Source organism: Pseudomonas sp. Pseusp16 (assembly GCF_047324915.1).
Lineage (GTDB): Bacteria > Pseudomonadota > Gammaproteobacteria > Pseudomonadales > Pseudomonadaceae > Aquipseudomonas > Aquipseudomonas fluorescens_CD.
In genome coordinates, this window is sequence record NZ_CP168522.1 from 3,883,917 (window position 1) to 3,905,031 (window position 21,115).

The 21,115-nt window shown below is 61.0% G+C and carries 19 protein-coding genes; 4 read left to right on the forward strand and 15 right to left on the reverse strand.

Going from position 1 to position 21,115, the window contains the following annotated elements; translation table 11 throughout:
• Nucleotides 1-123 precede the first annotated feature (123 nt).
• Nucleotides 124-468, forward strand: coding sequence for a pilin assembly protein (locus ACEN8Q_RS17775; protein ID WP_413428712.1), 345 nt, complete (start codon nucleotides 124-126; stop codon nucleotides 466-468).
• 122 nt (nucleotides 469-590) lie between these two features.
• Here the strand turns inward: ACEN8Q_RS17775 and ACEN8Q_RS17780 are convergent, their stop codons facing one another.
• From ACEN8Q_RS17780 to ACEN8Q_RS17850, 15 genes are all read right to left on the reverse strand, one after another.
• Nucleotides 591-920, reverse strand: a complete 330-nt coding sequence (locus ACEN8Q_RS17780; RefSeq protein ID WP_008051386.1) for a hypothetical protein — start codon at nucleotides 918-920, stop codon at nucleotides 591-593.
• Nucleotides 917-1,831, reverse strand: a complete 915-nt coding sequence (locus tag ACEN8Q_RS17785; protein ID WP_413425705.1) for an alpha/beta hydrolase — start codon at nucleotides 1,829-1,831, stop codon at nucleotides 917-919. The genes ACEN8Q_RS17780 and ACEN8Q_RS17785 overlap by 4 nt, the downstream gene beginning before the upstream one ends.
• Before the next feature lie 146 nt (nucleotides 1,832-1,977).
• A complete protein-coding gene (locus ACEN8Q_RS17790; protein ID WP_008019601.1) occupies nucleotides 1,978-3,255 on the reverse strand; it encodes a flavohemoglobin expression-modulating QEGLA motif protein in 1,278 nt (425 codons plus the stop codon).
• 32 nt (nucleotides 3,256-3,287) lie between these two features.
• Nucleotides 3,288-3,842 carry a hypothetical protein gene (locus tag ACEN8Q_RS17795; RefSeq protein WP_413425708.1) on the reverse strand — a complete coding sequence of 185 codons (555 nt, stop codon included), beginning with the start codon at nucleotides 3,840-3,842 and terminating at the stop codon, nucleotides 3,288-3,290.
• Nucleotides 3,843-3,983: 141 nt separating this feature from the next.
• Nucleotides 3,984-4,688 (reverse strand): TetR/AcrR family transcriptional regulator, encoded by a 705-nt coding sequence (locus ACEN8Q_RS17800; RefSeq protein WP_413425779.1) that lies wholly within the window; start codon nucleotides 4,686-4,688, stop codon nucleotides 3,984-3,986.
• Nucleotides 4,689-4,799: 111 nt separating this feature from the next.
• Complete coding sequence (lysS, locus tag ACEN8Q_RS17805) at nucleotides 4,800-6,302, reverse strand: lysine--tRNA ligase (RefSeq protein WP_008019605.1); 1,503 nt, start codon at nucleotides 6,300-6,302, stop codon at nucleotides 4,800-4,802.
• Between the two features lie 111 nt (nucleotides 6,303-6,413).
• Nucleotides 6,414-7,509 (reverse strand): peptide chain release factor 2 gene (prfB, locus tag ACEN8Q_RS17810; RefSeq protein ID WP_143512432.1). Its coding sequence is split into 2 segments (ribosomal slippage): nucleotides 6,414-7,436 and nucleotides 7,438-7,509, totalling 1,095 coding nucleotides; the frame shifts between segments, so codons are not numbered across the junction.
• 207 nt (nucleotides 7,510-7,716) lie between these two features.
• A complete protein-coding gene (locus tag ACEN8Q_RS17815; protein ID WP_413425710.1) occupies nucleotides 7,717-8,718 on the reverse strand; it encodes a diguanylate cyclase domain-containing protein in 1,002 nt (333 codons plus the stop codon).
• A gap of 48 nt (nucleotides 8,719-8,766) precedes the next feature.
• A complete protein-coding gene (locus ACEN8Q_RS17820; RefSeq protein WP_413425712.1) occupies nucleotides 8,767-9,777 on the reverse strand; it encodes a chemotaxis response regulator protein-glutamate methylesterase in 1,011 nt (336 codons plus the stop codon).
• Nucleotides 9,774-12,044 (reverse strand): hybrid sensor histidine kinase/response regulator, encoded by a 2,271-nt coding sequence (locus ACEN8Q_RS17825; RefSeq protein ID WP_413425714.1) that lies wholly within the window; start codon nucleotides 12,042-12,044, stop codon nucleotides 9,774-9,776. The genes ACEN8Q_RS17820 and ACEN8Q_RS17825 overlap by 4 nt, the downstream gene beginning before the upstream one ends.
• A complete protein-coding gene (locus tag ACEN8Q_RS17830; protein WP_413425716.1) occupies nucleotides 12,041-12,721 on the reverse strand; it encodes a chemotaxis protein CheW in 681 nt (226 codons plus the stop codon). The genes ACEN8Q_RS17825 and ACEN8Q_RS17830 overlap by 4 nt, the downstream gene beginning before the upstream one ends.
• Entirely contained in the window at nucleotides 12,718-13,989 is a 1,272-nt protein-coding gene (locus ACEN8Q_RS17835) for a CheR family methyltransferase (protein WP_413425718.1), read from the reverse strand. Before ACEN8Q_RS17835 ends, ACEN8Q_RS17830 begins: the two co-directional genes overlap by 4 nt.
• A complete protein-coding gene (locus ACEN8Q_RS17840; protein ID WP_413425720.1) occupies nucleotides 13,986-14,522 on the reverse strand; it encodes a chemotaxis protein CheW in 537 nt (178 codons plus the stop codon). Before ACEN8Q_RS17840 ends, ACEN8Q_RS17835 begins: the two co-directional genes overlap by 4 nt.
• On the reverse strand, nucleotides 14,522-16,144 hold the full coding sequence (locus ACEN8Q_RS17845; protein WP_413425722.1) for a methyl-accepting chemotaxis protein: 1,623 nt from the start codon (nucleotides 16,142-16,144) through the stop codon (nucleotides 14,522-14,524). The genes ACEN8Q_RS17840 and ACEN8Q_RS17845 overlap by 1 nt, the downstream gene beginning before the upstream one ends.
• A 235-nt stretch (nucleotides 16,145-16,379) precedes the next feature.
• Nucleotides 16,380-17,072 carry a tellurite resistance TerB family protein gene (locus tag ACEN8Q_RS17850; RefSeq protein WP_413425724.1) on the reverse strand — a complete coding sequence of 231 codons (693 nt, stop codon included), beginning with the start codon at nucleotides 17,070-17,072 and terminating at the stop codon, nucleotides 16,380-16,382.
• Nucleotides 17,073-17,278: 206 nt separating this feature from the next.
• Between ACEN8Q_RS17850 and ACEN8Q_RS17855 the strand changes: the two genes are divergently transcribed.
• The 3 genes from ACEN8Q_RS17855 to ydcS all read left to right on the forward strand — a co-directional run bounded on the left by ACEN8Q_RS17855 (nucleotide 17,279) and on the right by ydcS (nucleotide 21,033).
• Complete coding sequence (locus ACEN8Q_RS17855; RefSeq protein ID WP_007975056.1) at nucleotides 17,279-18,193, forward strand: LysR family transcriptional regulator; 915 nt, start codon at nucleotides 17,279-17,281, stop codon at nucleotides 18,191-18,193.
• 105 nt (nucleotides 18,194-18,298) lie between these two features.
• The gene (locus ACEN8Q_RS17860; RefSeq protein WP_413703499.1) at nucleotides 18,299-19,798 is read left to right on the forward strand and encodes a gamma-aminobutyraldehyde dehydrogenase; all 1,500 of its coding nucleotides are present in this window, start codon (nucleotides 18,299-18,301) and stop codon (nucleotides 19,796-19,798) included.
• Between the two features lie 83 nt (nucleotides 19,799-19,881).
• Nucleotides 19,882-21,033, forward strand: coding sequence for a putative ABC transporter substrate-binding protein YdcS (gene ydcS / locus ACEN8Q_RS17865; RefSeq protein ID WP_085715741.1), 1,152 nt, complete (start codon nucleotides 19,882-19,884; stop codon nucleotides 21,031-21,033).
• The last annotated feature ends 82 nt before the right edge of the window (nucleotides 21,034-21,115 follow it).

Sequence of the window (21,115 nt, forward strand, 5' to 3'; positions counted from 1 at the left end):
GACGAAGGACCTTTAAACCTTGCCTGTTGAAGCTAGTCTGAAGATAAACCGTACAACGGCCATCGCCGGCCAAAGCCGGACACTCACCCTGCCTGCCACGAGCGGGAGCGCCATGAGGTCAATATGAAAATCCGCGAACTTGCCCACCACTGGGAAGAAAACGCCAAGGGTCGCCTGACCGACACCGGCTACTCGATTCATCTGGACGTCGAGTCGGCCGCACGGCTGGCCGCGATCATCGAGATGTACCCCAAGCGGCATCCCGAAGAACTGCTCGGCGATCTGATCGGCGCCGCGCTGGAGGAACTGGAAAGAAGCTTCCCGTACGTCAAAGGCTCGACCGTGGTCGCCACCGACGAAGAAGGCGATCCGCTGTACGAAGACATCGGGCCGACCCCGCGCTTCCTGGCCCTGTCCCGTCGGCATCTGCACGATTTGTCGCTGCCTGACGACAAACAGAAGCATTGAACCCTGTGGGAGCGGGCTTGCTCGCGAATAAGGTTTAACATTCAACAATAATGTTGACTGATACACCGTTTTCGCGAGCAAGCCCGCTCCCACATTTGATTTGTGTCGCAAGCAAATATTGCTTACTGCTCCAGCTTCTGCGGCGTTTCCTGCCCCATGCAACGCACGGCTTTTTTCTTGCTGTCGACCAGCACACCGGTCAGGCCTTTTTGTTCCATGTCGAACAGCACCAGCACGCCATCGATGCACTGTGCCACCTGGGCCGCCGGTTCCAGGGAGACCTTGTAGTCTTCGCCCGGAATGGTCTTGAGCATGGTGAACTCGTTGAGCAGCAACGCATCCTCAGGCTTGGCGAAGTGCAGGTAGCCGTACCACCACAGGGCACCGACCGTGCCGAGGATGCTGCAGATACCGGTGATGATCAGCGGGATGGCGTTACGTTCTTCACTCATTGCGGACTCTCTGGTGGTTCATCTTCAGAATTCGGGGGTGCCGGGTAATTGGGGATTTCACCCAGGCGGCGCAGGCCGTTGAAATGCTGCGGGTCATCGAGATAGCGCAGCATGACTTTACGCCAGACCGGATTGGCGAACGTCTGCACGTGACCGCCACGGGTCAGCTGCAGCACTCGCGGCGGCGGCGCAGCTTGATACAGTCGGATGCCGTTGGAAAGAGGCACGATCGGATCGTCGATGCTGTGGTAGAGCAGTTTCGGCACATCCTTGAGTTGCGCCATGGAGTTGATCGCGCTGTCGCCGTCCGGCACCAGCCATGACAACGGCACCTGAAACGGCCAGGTCAACCATGAGTTGCTCAGGGCAAACCGGCCCACGCTGCGGTAACTGGCGGGTGCGCCATCGAGGACGATGGCCTTGAGTTGCTTCTGGCGTTGCGGGTGCCGGACCAGGTAATGCACGGCCATCGAGCCACCGAGACTCTGGCCGAGCAGGATCAGCGGCTTGCCTTGAACCTCGGGTGCCTTGTCCAGCCAGGCGAACGCTGCATCGATGTCCTGATAGATTGCCGGCAGGCTCGGCTTGCCTTCGGACAAGCCATAACCGCGATAGTCCACGAGCAACACCTGGTAACCATTTTTCGGCAACCAAAAGCTCCCGCCGAGGTGCATGGGCAGGTTTCCGCCGTTGCCGTGCAGGTGCAGCACCGTGCCCTTGACCTCGACCCCTTGCTTCACCGGCAGCCACCACGCATTCAGCTTGAGGCCATCGGCGGTGTTCAAGGTGACGGTGCGGTATTCGAGCCCGGCCTTTTCCGGGGTGAACAACTGCCCGGGCTCGGGGTAGAACAACAGTGAGCTACAGCCATTCAATGCCAGGAGAAGGCAGACGATGCCGAGGATTCTCATCCGTTGAAACCTCGCTTTGACGATTGAAATACATGCCCCTGTGGGAGCGGGCTTGCTCGCGAAAGCGGTTTGACATTCAACATTTCAGTTGGCTGAAACACCGCCTTCGCGAGCAAGCCCGCTCCCACATTTGGATCTCACCTGCCTTAAAGGATATTGGAGTAATCCGCCTCGATGCGGTCCAGGCTCAGGTGGTTGAGGAAGTTGGAGAAACACATCCACGCCGACAACGCGTTCATGTCACGGAACTGTTCCGGCAAATACTTCGGTGGTACCACCAGGCCTTCATCCACCAACTGGCGCAAGGTGCGCATGTCTTCCAGGGTGGTCTTGCCGCAGAACAGCAGCGGTATCTGCTCCAGCTTGCCTTTACGCACCGCCAGTTGAATGTAGTTGTAAATCATGATGAAGCCCTTGAGGTAGGACAAGTCTTTGGTAAATGGCAGACCTGTCGGCACCGAGCCGCGGAACACGCGGCTGGCGTTGCTGTAGCTCTCGGGCATCTCGAAGCCTTGTTCGCGGAAGAACTCGAACACCTGCAGGAAATCCGCGCCCTCCTCCACCATGTGAATGGCCCGCGTGCGGTTGGTCAGCTTGCGCAGGCGGCTCGGGTAGGAAGCAAAGGTGATGATTTCCATCAGGATCGCCAGGCCTTCCTGGGTCACCGTCGACGAGGGTGGCCCCTTGGACAGAAAGGTGCAGATCGGCTGATTCAGACCATTGAGCGTCGTGCCTACATGCACCAGCCCTTCGTGGACTTCCAGGGCCCGCACGTCACGCTCGTTGAACATCGCGTCGGTGCGGATCTTGATGTAGTCGGCACCGGCCGCCGCATCGGCGACAATCCCGTCGGACTCGAACACCCGAATGGTTTCCTCGGCTTCGCCAAACACCTTGTTCAAGCGATGCTGCAACATGTCGACCGCATCCTTGGCAGTCAGCGTTTTCGGTTCATCTTTCAGATCGCCACGGCCGTCGATGTTGTTCAGGTATTCAGACAGCATCATGCCGAGGTCCGACAGGGTCGGGTCGCCAGCATGGAATGCGTCGGACGCGGCGCCGTACAGCTCCTGGGAAATCAGGCCGAAATCCTCGGTGCCACGTGCTTCGAGCATGCGCACCACCATGCGGTATTCCTTGCACATGCGTCGCATGATCTGCCCGACCGGGTTGAACTGGCCAAGCTGGCGGGTGATGTCGCGCTCGATGTTCTGGAACTCCAGCTTCACTTTGCTGGAATCGAACGCCAATGGCCGGTTGAGGTAGTAGTCGCGGTCCACTGCCGGCATTTCCTTGCCCTTGGCCTTGAGGAAACCCTTGCGAATGTTGTCGTCCCATTTGACCGCATCGAGAACACGGATCGGTGTCTGCGCCAGCACGATGCGATCGGACAAAATGCGTATCGACTGTTGGTAATCGTCCACCCGAAACTCCTGTAGAAACCTGTTGTTGCCGGTTATTTGGCTTTGGCCTGACGCTGGTAGCGCACCGCTTCGACGAACACATCGGAATTGGCCGGGTCGTCGAGGTAGGCGGCGACTTGATCCATGTTGCTGTCGACCAATACGCCATCGCCGTCGCTGGTCTGGAAGCTCTCACCGCTCAGGGCTTTTTGCTGCATGGCCTGGTTGATCTGGTCGAGGTCGAGGTTGTAGACCACCAGCTCATGCTTGTCGGTCAGCTCAAAACCGCCAATGGTGAAATGCCCGCCGAACTGTGCCGGTACCTTCGCCGACAGATACCAGCGGTTGCCATGGCGCGACACCGTGAAGGAATAAGCCTCCCGCTCCCCGGGCCTGGCCCGGTAATAGCTGACGGCCTGATAGCGGTTGTCGCCGACGCGGGTCAGTTCGAGGTTGAGCGGCTCGCCCCAGCCATTGGTGCTGGTCCATTTGCCGAGCAATCCCTTGGGCGCGGGTTCGCTTGTGGGCAGCGGCTCCTTGAAGGTTACCAGACAGCCACTGAGCAGCAGGAACGACAAGGCGATCACAACGACACGCCAGGCTTTCATTCAACACTCCCTTGATCACACGGCTTCACCCTGTGGGAGCGGGCTTGCTCGCGAAGGCGGTTCAATATTCAGCATTTAAGTCGACTGATACACCGCTTTCGCGAGCAAGCCCGCTCCCACAGGGGAAAGCACCAGCCGGGACTACTCCGACGCCAGCACCAGGTGCATGTAGCGCGTCAGGATGCCGAGCATTTCCTCCTCGGCGGCAGGCTCGCCTGCATTGAGCAGCCCCTGATACTCCATCCGGCCGATAATCGCCGTCAACACCTTGGCATCCTGATGCGGTTCGCGCGAGCCCAGCACCTGGAAAAGCTGGCAGGAGCCCTGCAACAGGATTTGCTGATGCGAGCGCACCAGTTCGGCCAGGCGCGGGTTCAGCAACGCTTCCTGGCGGAACGCCTGCTCGGCCATCAAATGTTCACGGCGATTGACCAGTTGCCGGTGAACGTAATCGGTCATCAGCCGTGCAATGTCGTCCGCCAGTTTCGAGCGCGCCTGCGGGCTGCCATCGCCACTGGCGATCATGTCGCGCAACAGCCCCTCGTTGTTCACCCACAGCTTGCCCATGTACGCCGCACTGCGCTCCACGTATTGGGCGAAGGTATCGGTGAGCAAGTCATCGATATCCTTGAAATAGTAGGTGGTCGCGGACAACGGCACTTGCGCCTCGGCGGCCACCGCACGGTGCCGGACGGCACGCACGCCATCGCGCACGACAATGCGCATCGCGGCGTCGAGAATGTCCTGTCGCCGCTGTTCACTGCCCTGTCGGCTGGCCTTGCGACCCTGGTACTGAACGCTTTCAGCGACCGCAGTGGCGATACCCGCTGCACCTTCTTGAGCCATTGCACGAATCACGACAGGTATTTCCTCTCAGATGAAAGTAACAAGTTGATACGTTTGTACCAGACAGGCAATAAAAAACCGCCTGAAAAGGCGGTTTTTTAATTGAAACACTTACGCTTGCGGCCGCATGTGCGGGAACAGGATCACGTCGCGGATCGACGGGGAGTTGGTCAGCAGCATCACCAGGCGGTCGATACCGATGCCTTCACCCGCCGTTGGCGGCATGCCGTACTCCAGCGCACGAACGAAGTCGGCGTCGTAGTGCATGGCTTCGTCATCGCCGGCGTCCTTGTCGGCCACCTGGGCCATGAAGCGCTCGGCCTGGTCTTCCGCGTCGTTCAACTCGGAATAGGCGTTGGCGATTTCACGACCGCCGATGAACAGCTCGAAACGGTCGGTGACGTTCGGGTTCTCGTCGTTACGACGGGCCAGCGGCGACACTTCGAACGGGTACTGGGTAATGAAGTGCGGCTGTTCCAGCTTGTGCTCGACCAGCTCTTCGAAAATCATCACCTGCAGCTTGCCCAGGCCTTCGAAGCCCAGCACCTTGGCGCCGGCCTTCTTCGCGATAGCCCGCGCCTTGTCGATGTCGTTCAGGTCGTCAGCGGTCAGCTCGGGGTTGTACTTGAGGATCGAGTCGAACACCGACAGACGCACGAACGGCTCACCGAAGTGGAACACCTTGTCGCCATACGGCACGTCGGTGCTGCCCAGAACCAGCTGAGCCAGTTCGCGGAACAGTTCTTCGGTCAGGTCCATGTTGTCTTCGTAGTCGGCGTAAGCCTGGTAGAACTCCAACATGGTGAATTCAGGGTTGTGACGAGTCGATACACCTTCGTTACGGAAGTTGCGGTTGATCTCGAACACTTTCTCGAACCCGCCGACAACAAGGCGCTTGAGGTACAGCTCCGGCGCAATGCGCAAGAACATGCCCATGTCCAGCGCATTGTGGTGGGTTTCAAACGGCTTGGCTGCCGCGCCGCCAGGAATGGTCTGCAGCATCGGCGTTTCCACTTCCAGGAAGTCACGCTTCATCAGGAAGCTGCGGATGTGGGCGATGACTTGCGAACGCACGCGGAAAGTCTGGCGCACGTCTTCGTTGACGATCAGGTCAACGTAGCGCTGACGATAGCGCTGTTCGGTGTCGGTCAGGCCGTGGTGCTTGTCCGGCAGCGGGCGCAGGGATTTGGTCAGCAGGCGCACGCTGGTCATTTCAACGTACAGGTCGCCTTTGCCGGAACGGGCCAGGGTGCCCTCGGCGGCGATGATGTCGCCCATGTCCCAGGTTTTCACCGCGGCCAGGGTTTCTTCGGACAGGGTCTTGCGGTTGACGTAGACCTGGATTCGCCCGGTCATGTCCTGGATCACCATGAACGAGCCACGGTTGAGCATGATACGACCGGCAACCTTGACCGGGATCGCAGCCTCTGCCAGCTCTTCCTTGGTCTTGTCCGCGTACTGTTTCTGCAGTTGCTCGCAGTAGTTTTCGCGGCGGAAGTCGTTCGGGAAGGCATTGCCCTTGGCGCGCTCGGCAGCAAGCTTTTCCTTGCGCAGGGCGATCAGGGAGTTTTCTTCCTGTTGCAGGGCTTGCGGATCGAGTTCTAGGTCGCTCATGTCTTTAGATATTCCATCTGGTTCGTTGTCCCCGGCCTGCGGCCGGGGATCGCCAGCAAGCTGGCTCCTACAAGGGATCGGGGGGTGTCAGCCGATCCCGTATTGCATTGCTTACAGCCCGGACTTCAGGCTCGCTTCCAGGTATTCGTCGATATCACCGTCGAGTACCTTGTCGCAGTCACTGCGCTCGATGTTAGTGCGCAGATCCTTGATGCGCGAGGCATCGAGTACATAAGAACGGATCTGATGACCCCAGCCGATATCGGACTTGGTGTCTTCCAGCGCCTGGGACGCCGCGTTGCGCTTCTGCATTTCCTGCTCGTACAACTTGGCCCGCAGCATTTTCATGGCGGTGTCCTTGTTGGCGTGCTGGGAACGTTCGTTCTGGCAGCTGACCACGGTGTTGGTCGGTACGTGGGTGATACGTACGGCCGAGTCGGTGGTGTTTACGTGCTGACCACCGGCACCGGAGGAGCGATAGGTGTCGATCCGCAAGTCTGCCGGGTTGATTTCGATTTCCACCTTGTCATCGATCTCTGGCGAGACGAACACCGCGGAAAACGAGGTGTGGCGACGGTTGCCGGAGTCGAACGGGCTCTTGCGCACCAGACGGTGTACGCCGATCTCGGTCCGCAACCAGCCAAACGCGTATTCGCCCTTGATGTGCACGGTCGCGCCCTTGATCCCGGCGACTTCGCCGGCCGACAGCTCCATGATGGTCGCATCGAAACCGCGTTTGTCGGCCCAGCGCAGGTACATGCGCAGCAGGATGTTGGCCCAGTCCTGGGCTTCGGTGCCGCCGGAACCGGCCTGGATGTCCAGATAGGCGTTGTTCGGGTCCATTTCGTGGCTGAACATGCGGCGGAATTCCAGCTTGGCCAGACTTTCCTCGAGACGGGCCAGCTCGGCGACGACATCGCCCACTGCGCCTTCGTCGTTTTCTTCGACGGCCATGTCCAGCAGGTCGCGGCAATCGGCCAGACCGGTGTTCAGCTCGTCCAGGGTATCGACGATCTGTGCCAGCGCAGAGCGCTCGCGGCCCAACTCCTGGGCATATTCAGGTTTGTTCCAGACGCTCGGATCTTCAAGCTCGCGATTGACTTCGGTCAGACGCTCGTGCTTTTGATCGTAGTCAAAGATACCCCCGAATAGTTTCGGAGCGCTCGGACAGGTCCTTGATGGTGTTCAGGATCGGGTTGATTTCCATGACGGGCAGCACTCGTAGGCGAACTTTTGAAAGCCGACGAGTATAACGGCAAACGGCCGCCAACGGCAGTCCGCCTGGCCGAAAAGCCAAGCCCTTGTAGGAGCGAGCTCGCTCGCGAAAAACGCTCAGGCACCGCGTTTATTCAGATAGCCATCGTCATCGTTAACGACCATCGCGAGCGAGCTCGCTCCTACAAAGGAAGGTTGTTCAGCCGATACCTACCTGGTTGCGCCCATTGTTCTTCGCCAGATACAGCCCCTTGTCCGCCGCCAGGATCAGGTCACGGCAATTGCTGCCGGTTTTCGGGGTGATGGTCGCCAGACCGATGCTGATGGTCAGGCTCGACCCTTCGCTCGGAGAACTGTGGGGGATCTTCAAGGCCTCCACGGTCATGCGTAGTTTTTCCGCCACCAGGCGCGCACCGCCCTGGGAGGTATTGGGCAGCACCAGGGCGAATTCTTCACCGCCATAGCGGGCCGGCAGGTCGGACGGCCGGGCACTGGCGTCGCGGATCGCCGTGGCGACCTTGCGCAAGGCCTCGTCGCCTTCCAGGTGGCCGAAAGTGTCGTTGTAGGTCTTGAAGTAATCCACATCGATCATCAGCAACGACAACTGGCTCTGCTCACGCAGCGAACGGCGCCATTCCAGCTCCATGTATTCATCGAAGTGCCGACGGTTCGACAACCCGGTCAGGCCATCGGAGTTCATCAGGCGTTGCAGCACCAGGTTGGTGTCGAGCAACTGCTGCTGACTGACCCGCAACGCCCGGTACGCCGCGTCCCGCTGCAGCAAGGTCATGTAGGACCGCGAGTGATAGCGGATGCGCGCGACCAGTTCGATGGTATCCGGTAGCTTGACCAGATAATCATTGGCCCCGGCCGCGAAAGCCGCGCTCTTGATCAGCGGGTCTTCCTTGGTCGACAGGACGATGATCGGAATGTCCTTGGTCGCCGGGTGATTGCGGTATTCGCGCACCAGGCTCAGACCGTCAAGGCCGGGCATGACCAGATCCTGCAGGATCACTGTCGGTTTGATGCGGACTGCATGGGCGATGGCCTGGTGTGGATCGGCGCAAAAGTGGAAGTCGATGTTTTCCTCGTTCGACAACCCGCGCCGTACTGCCTCGCCGATCATCGCCTGATCGTCCACCAACAACACCATGGCAGCATTTTCGTCAGTCTTGAAGTCGTCGAGCTGTAATTCATTCATGTGCGTTCACCTGAGAACTGCCTGTGCCAGGATTGCTGCTAATGATAGTCATTTTGGAAAGATCTCCAGCAATCGTGGCGCTATCTTTTCCAGCGGGCGAATCTCTACGGCAGCATCGATAGCCGCGGCCGCCTTAGGCATGCCGTATACCGCGCTGCTGCTTTGGTCTTGTGCGATGGTCAGGTAGCCCTGTTGGCGCATGAGTTTAAGCCCCTGGGCGCCATCACGCCCCATACCGGTGAGCAAAACCCCCACGGCGTCACCGTTCCAGTGACTGGCCACGCTCTCGAAGAACACATCGATGGAGGGCCGGTAGATTTCGTTGACCGGCTCGGCGGTGTAGGCCAGCGTGCCGTTTTTCAGCAAGCGAATATGGTGATTGGTGCCGGCCAGCAATACCGTGCCGCTTTGCGGCGGCTCGCCTTCCTCGGCCAGGCGCACGTCGAGGCCGCTGGCGCTGCCGAGCCACTCGGCCATACCAGCGGCAAACACCTGGTCAACGTGTTGCACCAGCACGATGGCCGCAGAGAAATCACGCGGCAGTCCCTTGAGCAAGACTTCCAGCGCTGCCGGTCCGCCCGCGGAGGAGCCGATGGCAATCAGGCGCTTGCGCGAGGCCGAACCGCGTGGCGGGCCAGGCATTGATCGCGGCTGATTACTTTTGTCACCGATCAGCCAGCCGATGTTCGCGATCTTGCGCAGCAACGGTTCTGCCGCCTCCCGGGCATTACCGGCACCGAGGGCCGGGGTGTCGACCACATCCAGCGCGCCGTGGCCCATGGCTTCAAACACCCGGTGCACGTTCTGTTGCCGATCCACAGTGACAATGACGATGGCGCAGGGCGTTTCGGCCATGATCCGCCGGGTGGCTTCCACCCCGTCCATCACCGGCATGATCAGGTCCATGAGGATCAGGTCCGGCGTCTGTTCGGCACACTTTTGCACCGCCTCCTTGCCATTGCCCGCGACCCAGACCACTTCGTGCGCCGGCTCGAATGCCAGGGCGCGGCGCAGGGCCTCCACCGCCATGGCCATGTCGTTGACGATTGCGATCCTCATGCACGCGCTCCTCCGATGAGCTCGACCACTGCATCGAGCAAGGCGTCGTCATGAAAACTGGCCTTGGCTAGATAATAGTCGGCCCCGGCATCCAGTCCACGGCGCCGGTCCTCTTCACGATCCTTGTAGGACACCACCATCACCGGCAGCGACTGCAGGCGATTGTCCCGACGCAGCAGCGTGACCAGTTCGATGCCGTCCATGCGCGGCATGTCTATGTCGGTGATCAGCAGATCGAAATCCTCCGAACGCAACGCGTTCCAGCCATCCATGCCGTCCACCGCAACCGCCACGTCGTATCCGCGATTGAGCAACAGCTTGCGCTGCAACTCTCGCACGGTCAGGGAATCATCCACCACCAGAATTCGTTTGCGGGCCGCCTCGACCACCTGATTGCCGTGACGGGCAATGCGCTCCAGACGCCCGGTATTGAGCAGTTTTTCCACCGAACGCAACATGTCTTCGACATCGACGATCAGCACCACCGAACCGTCGTCGAGCAAGGCCCCGGCGGAAATGTCCTGCACCTTGCCCAGACGCTCGTCCAGCGGTAGCACCACCAACGTCCGCTCACCGATAAACCGTTCCACCGCCACGCCGTAGATCGCATCGCGCTCGCGAATCACCACGACTTTCAGGGTTTGCCCGCTGTTCTGGCTGGCCGGGCGTTGCAGCAATTGGCTGGCCGCCACCAGGCCGACATGCCGGCCTTCGTGCCAGAAGTGTTGACGACCTTCGACCTGCACGATATCCGCCGGCTCCAGATCGCACATGCGCTCGATGTGCGCCAGCGGGAAGGCATAGGCTTCGTCGCCGACTTCCACGACCAGGCTGCGCACCACCGACAGGGTCAGTGGCACTTCAAGGTGGAAACGACTGCCCTCGCCCGCCTTTTGCTCCAGCACCACCGCGCCGCGCAACTGCCGCACCATATGCTGCACCGCATCCAGGCCGACGCCGCGACCGGACACCTCGGTGACCGTGTCGCGCAGACTGAAACCGGGCAGGAACAGGAACGTCAGCAACTCCTCTTCGCTCAACTGCGCGGCGGTTTGCGCGGGCGATAAATTTCTCTCAACGATGCTGCGACGAACCTTCTCCAGGTCCACGCCGTTGCCGTCATCGCTCAATTCCAGCACCAGCAGACCGGCCTGATGCGAAGCTCGCAGGCGAATCAGACCTTCAGCCGGCTTGCCTGCCAGCAGGCGTTGCTCCGGGGTTTCGATGCCATGGTCTACCGCATTGCGCAACAGGTGAGTCAGTGGCGCTTCAAGCTTTTCCAGTACGTCGCGATCAACCTGAGTCTTCTCGCCTTCAATCACCAACTGCACCTGTTTGCCCAGGTCGCGCCCCAGATCGCGGACCATCCGCACCTGTCCGGTCAGCACGTCGGCAAACGGCCGCATGCGACAGGCCAGCGCCGTGTCGTACAACACCTGCGCCCGCTGGCTGGCATGCCAGGCGAACTCATCGAGTTCGGCGTTCTTTTCCATGAGCAACTGCTGGGATTGCGCGAGCAAACGACGCGCGTCCTCAAGGGTTTCCTGCACTTCCAGGCTCAAGGCGTGATCCTTGAGGTGAACATTGAGACTCTCCAACGCTCGCAGGCTGTTGCTCTGCATGCGCTTGAGTCGCTGCATGGTCGCCAGGTGCGGTTTGAGCCGCTGGGTTTCCACCAGGGATTTGCTCGACAGATCGAGCAGGCTGTTCAGGCGCTCGGCGGTGACACGCAACACTCGCTCGCCATTTTCGGTGGTGCGTGCGCTGCGCGAGGCTGGTGGCGGTTCGGCGGCAGGCGCCACCGGCTCAACCTCGGGCACAGATACTTCGAGCTGAAGTTCGGACATCACCGGCGCAGCAGGCGCACCCGGCGCACCCGCAGAGTTCGGCAACAGCGTCATCAACGCCACATAGGCCTCGATGTCCGCAACCTCCGGGTTGCTGCCCGGCGTGGCGATGCGCATCAGCAAATCGGTGCCATGCAGCAACGCATCGATGTGCTCGGGGCGCAGCGACAGGCGCCCTTCCTGGGCACTGACCAGGCAATCTTCCATCACGTGGGCAACGCTGACCCCGGCATCGACGCCGACGATCCGCGCCGCGCCCTTGAGCGAGTGCGCGGCACGCATGCACGACTCAAGCTGATCGGCCTGGGTCGGGTCACGCTCAAGCGCCAGCAGGCCGGCACTCAAGACCTGGGTCTGGGCTTCGGCCTCCAGGCTGAACAGCTCCAGCAAAGAGGTGTCGCGCATTTGCTCGGGGGTCATGTGAGGCTCCGGGTCACGGCGGACAGCAGCTGTTCTTCATCCAGCCAGCGCAGGCTGCGACCTTTGAATGGCAGCACGCCACGGGTGTATTTGGCGCTGGCCTGAGCACCCGAGCGCGATGCGGTATCGAGGATGCGCTCGTCGATGGCGTGAATCCCGTCGACTTCGTCTACCGGCACCACCACCGGCCCACCATGGGCCGCGATGATCAGCATGCGCGGCATGACCCGCGTACCGGGTGCCACGTTGCTGGTGCCGTCGAGGCCAAGCAGCTCCACCAGTGACAGACAGGCGACCAGCGCGCCGCGCACATTCGCCACGCCGAGCAAGGCGCGGGAACGCTGGTGCGGCAAGGAGTGAATCGCTTGCAGCGGCGCCACCTCGACCAGACTACGCGTAGCCAGGCCCAGCCACTCTTCCCCCAGACGGAACATCAACAGCGAACGGGTTTTTACCTCGTTCTCGACCGCGACGGACACTGGCCCGCGATCTTCCTGCTGCAATGCATAGCGATCGAGCAAGCGTGTGGCGGCCGCCGAATACACCGCACAATTGCGGCAATGAACATGTTCGGCCAGCAACGGGCAGGACTTGTCGCCGTGGATACCGATACGGTTCCAGCAGTCGTCGATGGCCTGGGCATCCCGGGTGACGCTAAAGGTGTCGGAGGCGATCATCGTTTACGCTCACTGTCGGCGGCGCGCGCGCTGCGCACGGCTCGCGCCTGCAATCGTCTGGCCCCCGCCGCGTCGCCCTGGGCCTGCAGCAACGCGGCCAGGTGCATCAACGCGTCGGGATATTGCGGTTCGAGGTACAACGCCTTGCGATAAAAGCCCTGGGCTTCCAGGACGTTCCCGGCGACATCGCTGAGCAGCCCCAGCCAATAGAACACCTGGGCTACCGGTTCATGACTGCGCAAATAGCTTTCACACGCAGCCCTCGCCTCGGCGCTTTTGCCTTCGTTGGCCAGCGCGGCGATGTTCGCCAGCAGCACGGCCGTATCGGTACCAGACGCTTTCGGCGCAGCAGCCAGCGGCACGACACTGGCGAATGGACGACTGCGCACTGGCGCAGGCGGTGGAGTACGCAGCGGTTGCGGCACGGGCAATGGTGCCGGAACGTATGCCGGAAAGGGTTCAGGGTCCGAAGTCCCCTGTCGACTGAACGCAAAGGACTGCGCGATACCGATCGAGCGCATCCCCAGACGCCCCAGCAGACCGCCCTCGGCCGGGCCGATAAACAGCACGCCGTCAACGTGGGTCAGGCTCTTGAGCACTTCGAAGACTTGCTTCTGGGTCGCCTGGTCGAAATAGATCAGCAGGTTGCGACAAAACACGAAGTCGAATGGCGGCTCACCGGCCAGCAACGCCGGATCCAGCAGATTGCCGACCTGCAAGCGCACCTGCTCCTGCACACGCGGGTTCAGACGATAGCCATCGCCCTCGGCCATGAAGTGGCGGTCACGAAACGCAATGTCGTCACCGCGAAAGGAATTCTTGCCGTACAAGGCTCGTCTGGCTTTTTCCACCGACAACGGGCTGACGTCCATGCCGTCGACCTTGAACTGGTGTGGCTGGAGCCCGGCATCGAGCAACGCCATGGCGATCGAGTACGGTTCTTCGCCTGTGGAGCACGGCAAACTGAGAATCCGCAGTGCGCGCAGGTTGTTGATCTCGACCAGGCGCTTGCTCGCCAGTTTCGCCAACGTGGCGAATGATTCCGGATACCGGAAGAACCAGGTTTCCGGAACGATCACCGCTTCGATCAATGCCTGCTGCTCGTCCCGCGAGCCCTGCAAGGTTCGCCAATACTCATCGGCCGAGGGTGCTTGCGAAGCGATGCTGCGCTGGCGCACCGCTCGCTCGATGATCGCCGGCCCCACCGAGGTCACGTCGAGCCCGATACGTTCCTTGAGGAAGTCGAAAAAACGCTGATCGCTGTTCATGGCCGTTCCTCCAGCAGCGCCGGATCCATTGGCGGCGAGGGAAACAACAATGCGCGCACTTGATCCTCCAGCAGATCGCTGACCCGTACCCATTGCAGCAAGCCCTGCTCGTCCTTGCGGACCGGCCCGAGGTAAGGCGTCTGGCGATTGTCCAGGCCGTAGGGCTGAAAATCCGCCGGATCGCAGCGCAAGGTGTCGGTCGCCTGCTCCAGAATCAGCCCGAGCAGCTGTGTCTCGCAGGTTTCATCCGGGCGATAGTTGACCAGCACCAATCGAGTGCTGGTACGGGCCTGTGCAGGCGTACCAAACGCCAGTGCGCTCAAGTCGATCACCGGCACCACGGCACCCCGATAGGCGAACACCCCGGCGACCCAGGCGGGGGCATGGGGAATGGGCTTCAATGGCAGGCGCGGCAGCACCTCGGCCACTTCGATAGCCTTCAAGGCATAGCGTTCGCTGCCGATGCGAAACACCAGAAACAATGCATGCGGCGCCTGCTTCACGACAGAGCGTTTGGCCGTGATTTCGCTCATCAGACTTTGAATCGCGAAACGCCGCTGCGCAGCCCTACGGCGACCTGGCTCAGCTCATCGATGGCGAAACTGGCCTGGCGCAGAGACTCGACCGTCTGGCTGCTGGCATCGCCCAACTGCACCAGTGCATGGTTGATCTGCTCGGCACCGGTAGCCTGGGCCTGCATGCCTTCGTTGACCATCAGCACCCGCGGCGCCAACGCCTGAACCTGATGGATGATCTGCGACAACTGCTCGCCGACCTGCTGTACCTCGGACATCCCGCGACGCACCTCTTCGGAGAACTTGTCCATGCCCATGACCCCGGCCGATACCGCCGACTGGATCTCGCGCACCATTTGCTCGATGTCGTAGGTGGCCACCGCCGTCTGGTCCGCCAGGCGCCGCACTTCGGTGGCGACCACGGCAAAACCGCGTCCGTATTCCCCGGCCTTCTCGGCCTCGATGGCAGCGTTGAGCGACAACAGGTTGGTCTGGTCAGCGACCTTGACGATGGTCACGACCACCTGATTGATGTTGCCGGCCTTCTCGTTGAGGATCGCCAGCTTGGCGTTGACCAGATCGGCCGCGCCCATCACCGAGTGCATGGTTTCCTCCATGCGCGCCAGGCCCTGTTGCCCGGAGCCGGCGGCCACGGAAGCCTGATCGGCGGCGGTGGAGACCTCGGTCATGGTGCGTACCAGGTCCCGGGAAGTGGCGGCGATCTCACGGGAGGTCGCGCCGATTTCCGTGGTGGTGGCGGCGGTTTCCGTGGCGGTGGCCTGTTGCTGCTTGGATGTCGCGGCGATCTCGGTCACCGACGTGGTCACCTGCACCGACGAGCGCTGGGCCTGAGACACCAGAGAAGTGAGCTCGGTCATCATGTCGTTGAAACCGGTCTCCACCGCGCCGAATTCGTCCTTGCGCTCCAGGTTCAGGCGGCTGCTGAGGTCACCGGTGCGCATGATCTCGAGGATTTTCACGATGCGGTTCATCGGCGCCATGATGGCGCGCATCAACAACAGGCCGCAGAGGGCGGCGGCCAGTACCGCAATCGCCAGGGAAATGCCCATGATGACTTTGGCGGTGAGCACCGCATCATCAATGGCCGCGATTTCTGTGTCCGCCACAGTCTTGTTATGACGCAGGATGTCATTGACCTTCATTCGACCCGCTGTCCAGGTCGGGGTCAGTTCACCTTTGAACATGTTAACGGCCTCGGCGTTCTGGTTGCGTTTATACAACTCGATCACCTCGGCCAGAATCCGGTGGTAGTCCTCATGAAGTTTTTCGAAGGCTGCGTAATCGACCCTGTCTTCTTCGTCGGTAATCGTTGTACGGTAGAGGTCCATCTGCTCTTTCAACCGCTCAGCGAAGCCCTTGAAGTTCGCGGCATCCTCGGCAGAGAAGCCCTGCCCTTCCTCCAGGCCGAGCATGGCCTGAATGCGTACATAACTGTCGGACCACGCGCCACGAATCATCGAACTGTAATACAACCCTGGCAGAGCGTCCTCACGCACGCTGGCCTCGCTGTTTTCGATCTTCAACAGTCGGGAATACGAGACGACCACCATCAGCAACATGATGGTGATAATGACCGCAAAACTCGCCAAAATGCGTTGGCGCAACGTCCAGTTCTTCACAGTCAATCCTCGGGTCCGATTCGAAATGCGGGGAGTATAGCCGAGGGCGGTGTTTCAGTTATAAGACGGATGCGTACCACTTCTCATCCCATTGAAAAGTCTGGTCTGCGTCGTACGCAATTCTTGAGTCCGGCGAAGAACCCTGTAGGAGCCGGCTTGCCAGCGAAAGCGTAGTGTCAGACAGCCATTCACTGACTGAATGACCACCATCGCGGGCAAGCCCGCTCCTACAGGTTTACAGGGAAGCCTGGCGAACCTGCTTCTCAAGCTCGACCTTCAACCCCGGTTCCAGATTGAGCTGCCGCGCCAGCTCGTCGAGGTAGGCCTTCTCCATGAAGTTTTCCTCGTCCACCATCATCACACTGGCGATGTACATCTCGGCGGCGATTTCCGGGGAGCGGGCGGCGCGGGCGACATCGCTCGGGTCCAGCGGCTTGTTGAGCTCGGCGTGCAGCCAGTGTTGCAGTTCCTGATCGCTGTCGAGCCGGGTGAATTCACCTTCTATCAAGGCACGCTCGCGCTCATCGACATGCCCATCAGCCTTGGCCGCCGCCACCAACGCCTTGAGAATCGCCTGACTGTGCAACTCGACTTGCGCGGCGGGTACCCGGTCCAGGGTTTGCGGCTCCGCACCGGCTGCACCGCCCTGCTGTGACTGCCAGTTGCCGTAGGCTTTATAGGCCAGCACGCCCAATGCGGCGAGACCGCCGTAGACCGCGACCTTGCCCCCGACCTTACGGGCCTTTTTACTGCCCAGCAGCAAGCCCATGGCGCCTGCCGCCAATGCCCCGCCGCTCGCGCCGGAGAGCAGACTGCCAAGGGCGCCTGTGCCAGCGTTCGCGCCCTTTTGCTGCGAGCCACCGGCCTTGTTCTGCAACAGGTCCTGGCCGGACTTGAGTAGTTGATCGAGCAATCCACGGGTGTTCATTCACCGCCTCCACTAGACGTTAAGCCTGAAACCAAGGCCACCAGCCTAGATGGAAAGCCCCCGATGGCTGCTCGCAAGAGTGCTTCGAGATGTTGCTCAAGACTTTCTGCTTGCCGCTTGACGCTTGCCTCCCATAAAGCGGCCTTTCAAAAAAAACGATATACACTCTCGCAAATCGATAAAAACAGCCCACCGGGTGCTTTCCCATGATGACCTTGCGCCAGATCCGTCATTTCATTGCCGTGGCCGAGACCGGCTCGATCTCGGCCGCCGCGCAAACCGCGTTCATTTCCCAGTCGACCCTGACCCTGGCCATCCAGCAACTGGAAGAAGAAATCGGCGTCAGCCTGTTCAGCCGCCACGCCAAGGGCATGACCCTGACCCACCAAGGGCATCAATTCCTGCGTCAGGCGCACTTGATCCTGGCCACCGTGGACAACGCCAAACGCAGCCTGCAACAAAGTACCGACCAGGTCGCCGGGCAGTTGATCGTCGGCGTGACCAGCCTGGTGGCCGGTTATTACCTGGCGGATTTGCTCACGCGCTTCCAGCGCGCCTACCCCAACGTGGAAATCCGCGTGATGGAAGATGAGCGCCCGTACATCGAGCATTTGCTGGTCAGCGGCGAGATCGATGTCGGCGTGCTGATCCTCTCGAACCTCGAAGACCGCCACGCCCTGCAGACTGAAGTGCTGACCCATTCGCCGCACCGGCTCTGGCTGCCGGCCCAACACCCGTTGCTGGAACACGACAGCATCAACCTCGCCGACGTCGCCCGCGAGCCATTGATTCAACTGAACGTCGATGAAATGGACCGCAACGCCCAGCGCATGTGGTCCGCCGCTTCGCTGCAACCGCGCATCACCCTGCGCACGGCCTCGACCGAGGCAGTGCGAAGCCTGGTGGCCGCCGGATTGGGGGTGTCGATCCAGCCCGACATGACTTATCGCCCATGGTCACTGGAGGGCGACATCATCGAAGCCCGGCCGATTGCCGACCTGAGCCAGACCCTCGATGTCGGCCTGGCGTGGCGTCGCGGCACGGCGCGGCCGGCGCTGGTGGACCCGTTCCTCACGGTCGCCCGCGAACAACCCCACGGCGGGCGCAAGCCATCTATTTAATCGAACGCCACGTTCAGTATTTAGTATTTGTTGTCCTCGGGGCCGCGCACTAGTCTTGTTACATCTAATAAAGACAGCCGGCCCCCGGTCACAGGGAGCGCTGCCATGTCTACACAACAAGCCACACAAGCAAAGAGAACCCGAAAAATGGCTGGTGCGCAGACCCCGTTGTTCACCGCATTGTTGATCGATGGTGAATTAGTCGCCGGCCAAGGCTGCGTCGAGCCGATTCTCAACCCGGCCACCGGGGAAGTCCTGACCCGGATCGCCGAAGCCAGCACCGAGCAGGTCGAAGCCGCGATCCTCGCAGCCAATCGTGCCTTTGCCAGCTGGTCACGCACCACACCGCAGCAGCGTTCGAACCTGTTGCTGGACATCGCCAACACCATCGAAAAAAACGCCGACCTGCTGGCCCGCCTCGAATCCATGAACTGCGGCAAGCCGTTGCACCTGGCCCGTCAGGATGACCTGAATGCCACGATCGACGTGTTCCGCTTCTTCGCCGGTGCCGTGCGCTGCCAGACCGGCCAGCTCAGCGGCGAATACCTGCCGGGCTACACCAGCATGGTGCGCCGCGATCCTATCGGGGTGGTGGCGTCGATTGCGCCGTGGAACTACCCGATCATGATGGCCGCGTGGAAAATCGCCCCGGCCCTCGCCGCCGGCAACACGCTGGTGTTCAAGCCGTCGGAACACACCCCGCTGTCGATTCTGGCCCTGGCGCCGGCGCTGGCCGAGATCCTGCCACGGGGTGTGATCAACATCATTTGCGGTGGTGGTGAAGGCGTCGGCAGCCATTTGGTCAGCCATCCGAAGGTCCGCATGGTGTCGCTGACCGGCGATATCGTCACCGGGCAAAAAATCCTCCAGGCCGCCTCGAAAACGCTCAAACGTACCCACCTCGAACTCGGCGGCAAGGCCCCGGTGATCGTGTGCAACGATGCCGACATTCAGGCTGTGGTCGAGGGCGTGCGCACTTACGGCTATTACAACGCCGGCCAGGACTGCACCGCCGCTTGCCGCATCTACGCCCAGGCCGGGATTCACGACCGTTTGGTGGCCGAACTCGGCGCGGCCGTCGGCAGCCTGCGCTTCGCCGGTAAACGCGACGCCGACAACGAAATCGGCCCGCTGATCAGCACCCGCCAGCGTGACCGCGTGGCCAGTTTTGTCGAGCGCGCCCTCGGCCAGCCGCACATCGAACGGGTCACCGGTGCAGCCGTGCATTCCGGCGCCGGGTTCTATTACCAGCCGACCCTGCTGGCCGGTTGCAAGCAAAGTGACGAGATCGTCCAGCGCGAAGTGTTCGGTCCGGTGGTCACCGTGACCCGTTTCGATGAACTGGAACAAGCGGTGGACTGGGCCAACGATTCGGAATACGGCCTGGCCTCGTCGGTCTGGACCCAGAACCTCGACAAGGCCATGCAGGTCGCGGCGCGCCTGCAGTACGGCTGCACCTGGATCAACAGCCATTTCATGCTGGTCAGCGAAATGCCCCATGGTGGCCTGAAGCGTTCGGGCTACGGCAAGGACCTGTCCAGTGATTCGCTTCAGGACTACAGCGTGGTGCGGCACATCATGGCCCGCCACGGCGAGCATCTCTGACTAAGCTAATAACAAGGCACCAAGACCTGCATCACCACGTTCAAGACACTGCCCCGACCATAATTAAAGAAGAGGGAATTCCCATGTTCGTGCACAAGACCGCACTGCTCAGTGCAATCACCACCGCGCTGCTGGCCAGCGCCAGCGTCCAGGCCGCCGAGCCGCTCAAAGCTGTCGGGGCGGGCGAAGGCCAACTGGATATTGTGGCCTGGCCTGGTTATATCGAACGTGGCGAGAGCGACAAGGCCTACGACTGGGTGACCGGTTTCGAGAAGGAAACCGGCTGCAAGGTCAACGTCAAGACCGCGGCCACTTCCGATGAAATGGTCAGCCTGATGGCCAAGGGTGGTTACGATCTGGTGACGGCATCGGGCGACGCCTCCCTGCGCCTGATCGTCGGCAAGCGTGTGCAGCCGATCAACACCGCGTTGATCCCGAACTGGAAAAACCTCGATCCACGCCTCAAGGACGGACCGTGGTACGTGGTCAACAAGCAGACCTACGGCACCCCATATCAGTGGGGCCCGAACGTGTTGATGTACAACACCAATGTATTCAAGACCGCGCCCACCACCTGGGGCGTGCTGTTCAATGCGGAAAACCTGCCGGACGGCAAGCCGAACAAGGGTCGCGTGCAGGCCTATGACGGCCCGATCTACATCGCCGACGCGGCGCTGTACCTGAAGTCCGCCAAGCCGGAACTGGGCATCAAGAACCCCTACGAACTGACCGAAGCCCAGTACAAGGCCGTGCTCGATCTGCTGCGCGCCCAGCAGCCGTTGATTCACCGCTACTGGCACGACACCACGGTACAGATGAGCGACTTCAAGAACGAAGGCGTGGTCGCCTCAGGCGCGTGGCCGTATCAGGTCAACGGCCTGATGAACGAGAAACAGCCAATCGCTTCGACCATCCCGAAAGAAGGCGCCACCGGGTGGGCCGACACCACCATGATGCACGCCGAGGCCAAGCACCCGAACTGCGCCTACAAGTGGATGGACTGGTCGCTGCAACCGAAAGTCCAGGGTGATGTTGCGGCGTGGTTCGGCTCGTTGCCGGCAGTCCCGGCAGCATGCACCGGTAGCGAATTGCTCGGCGCCGAGGGCTGCAAGACCAACGGTTTCGACAATTTCGACAAGATCGCCTTCTGGAAAACCCCGCAGGCCGAAGGCGGCAAGTTCGTGCCGTACAGCCGCTGGACCCAGGACTACATCGCGATCATGGGCGGCAGATAGTTTGTGAACTGACACCGTCCCTGTGGGAGCGGGCTTGCTCGCGAAGAGGCCATCAGATCCAGCATTGATGTTGCCTGACACA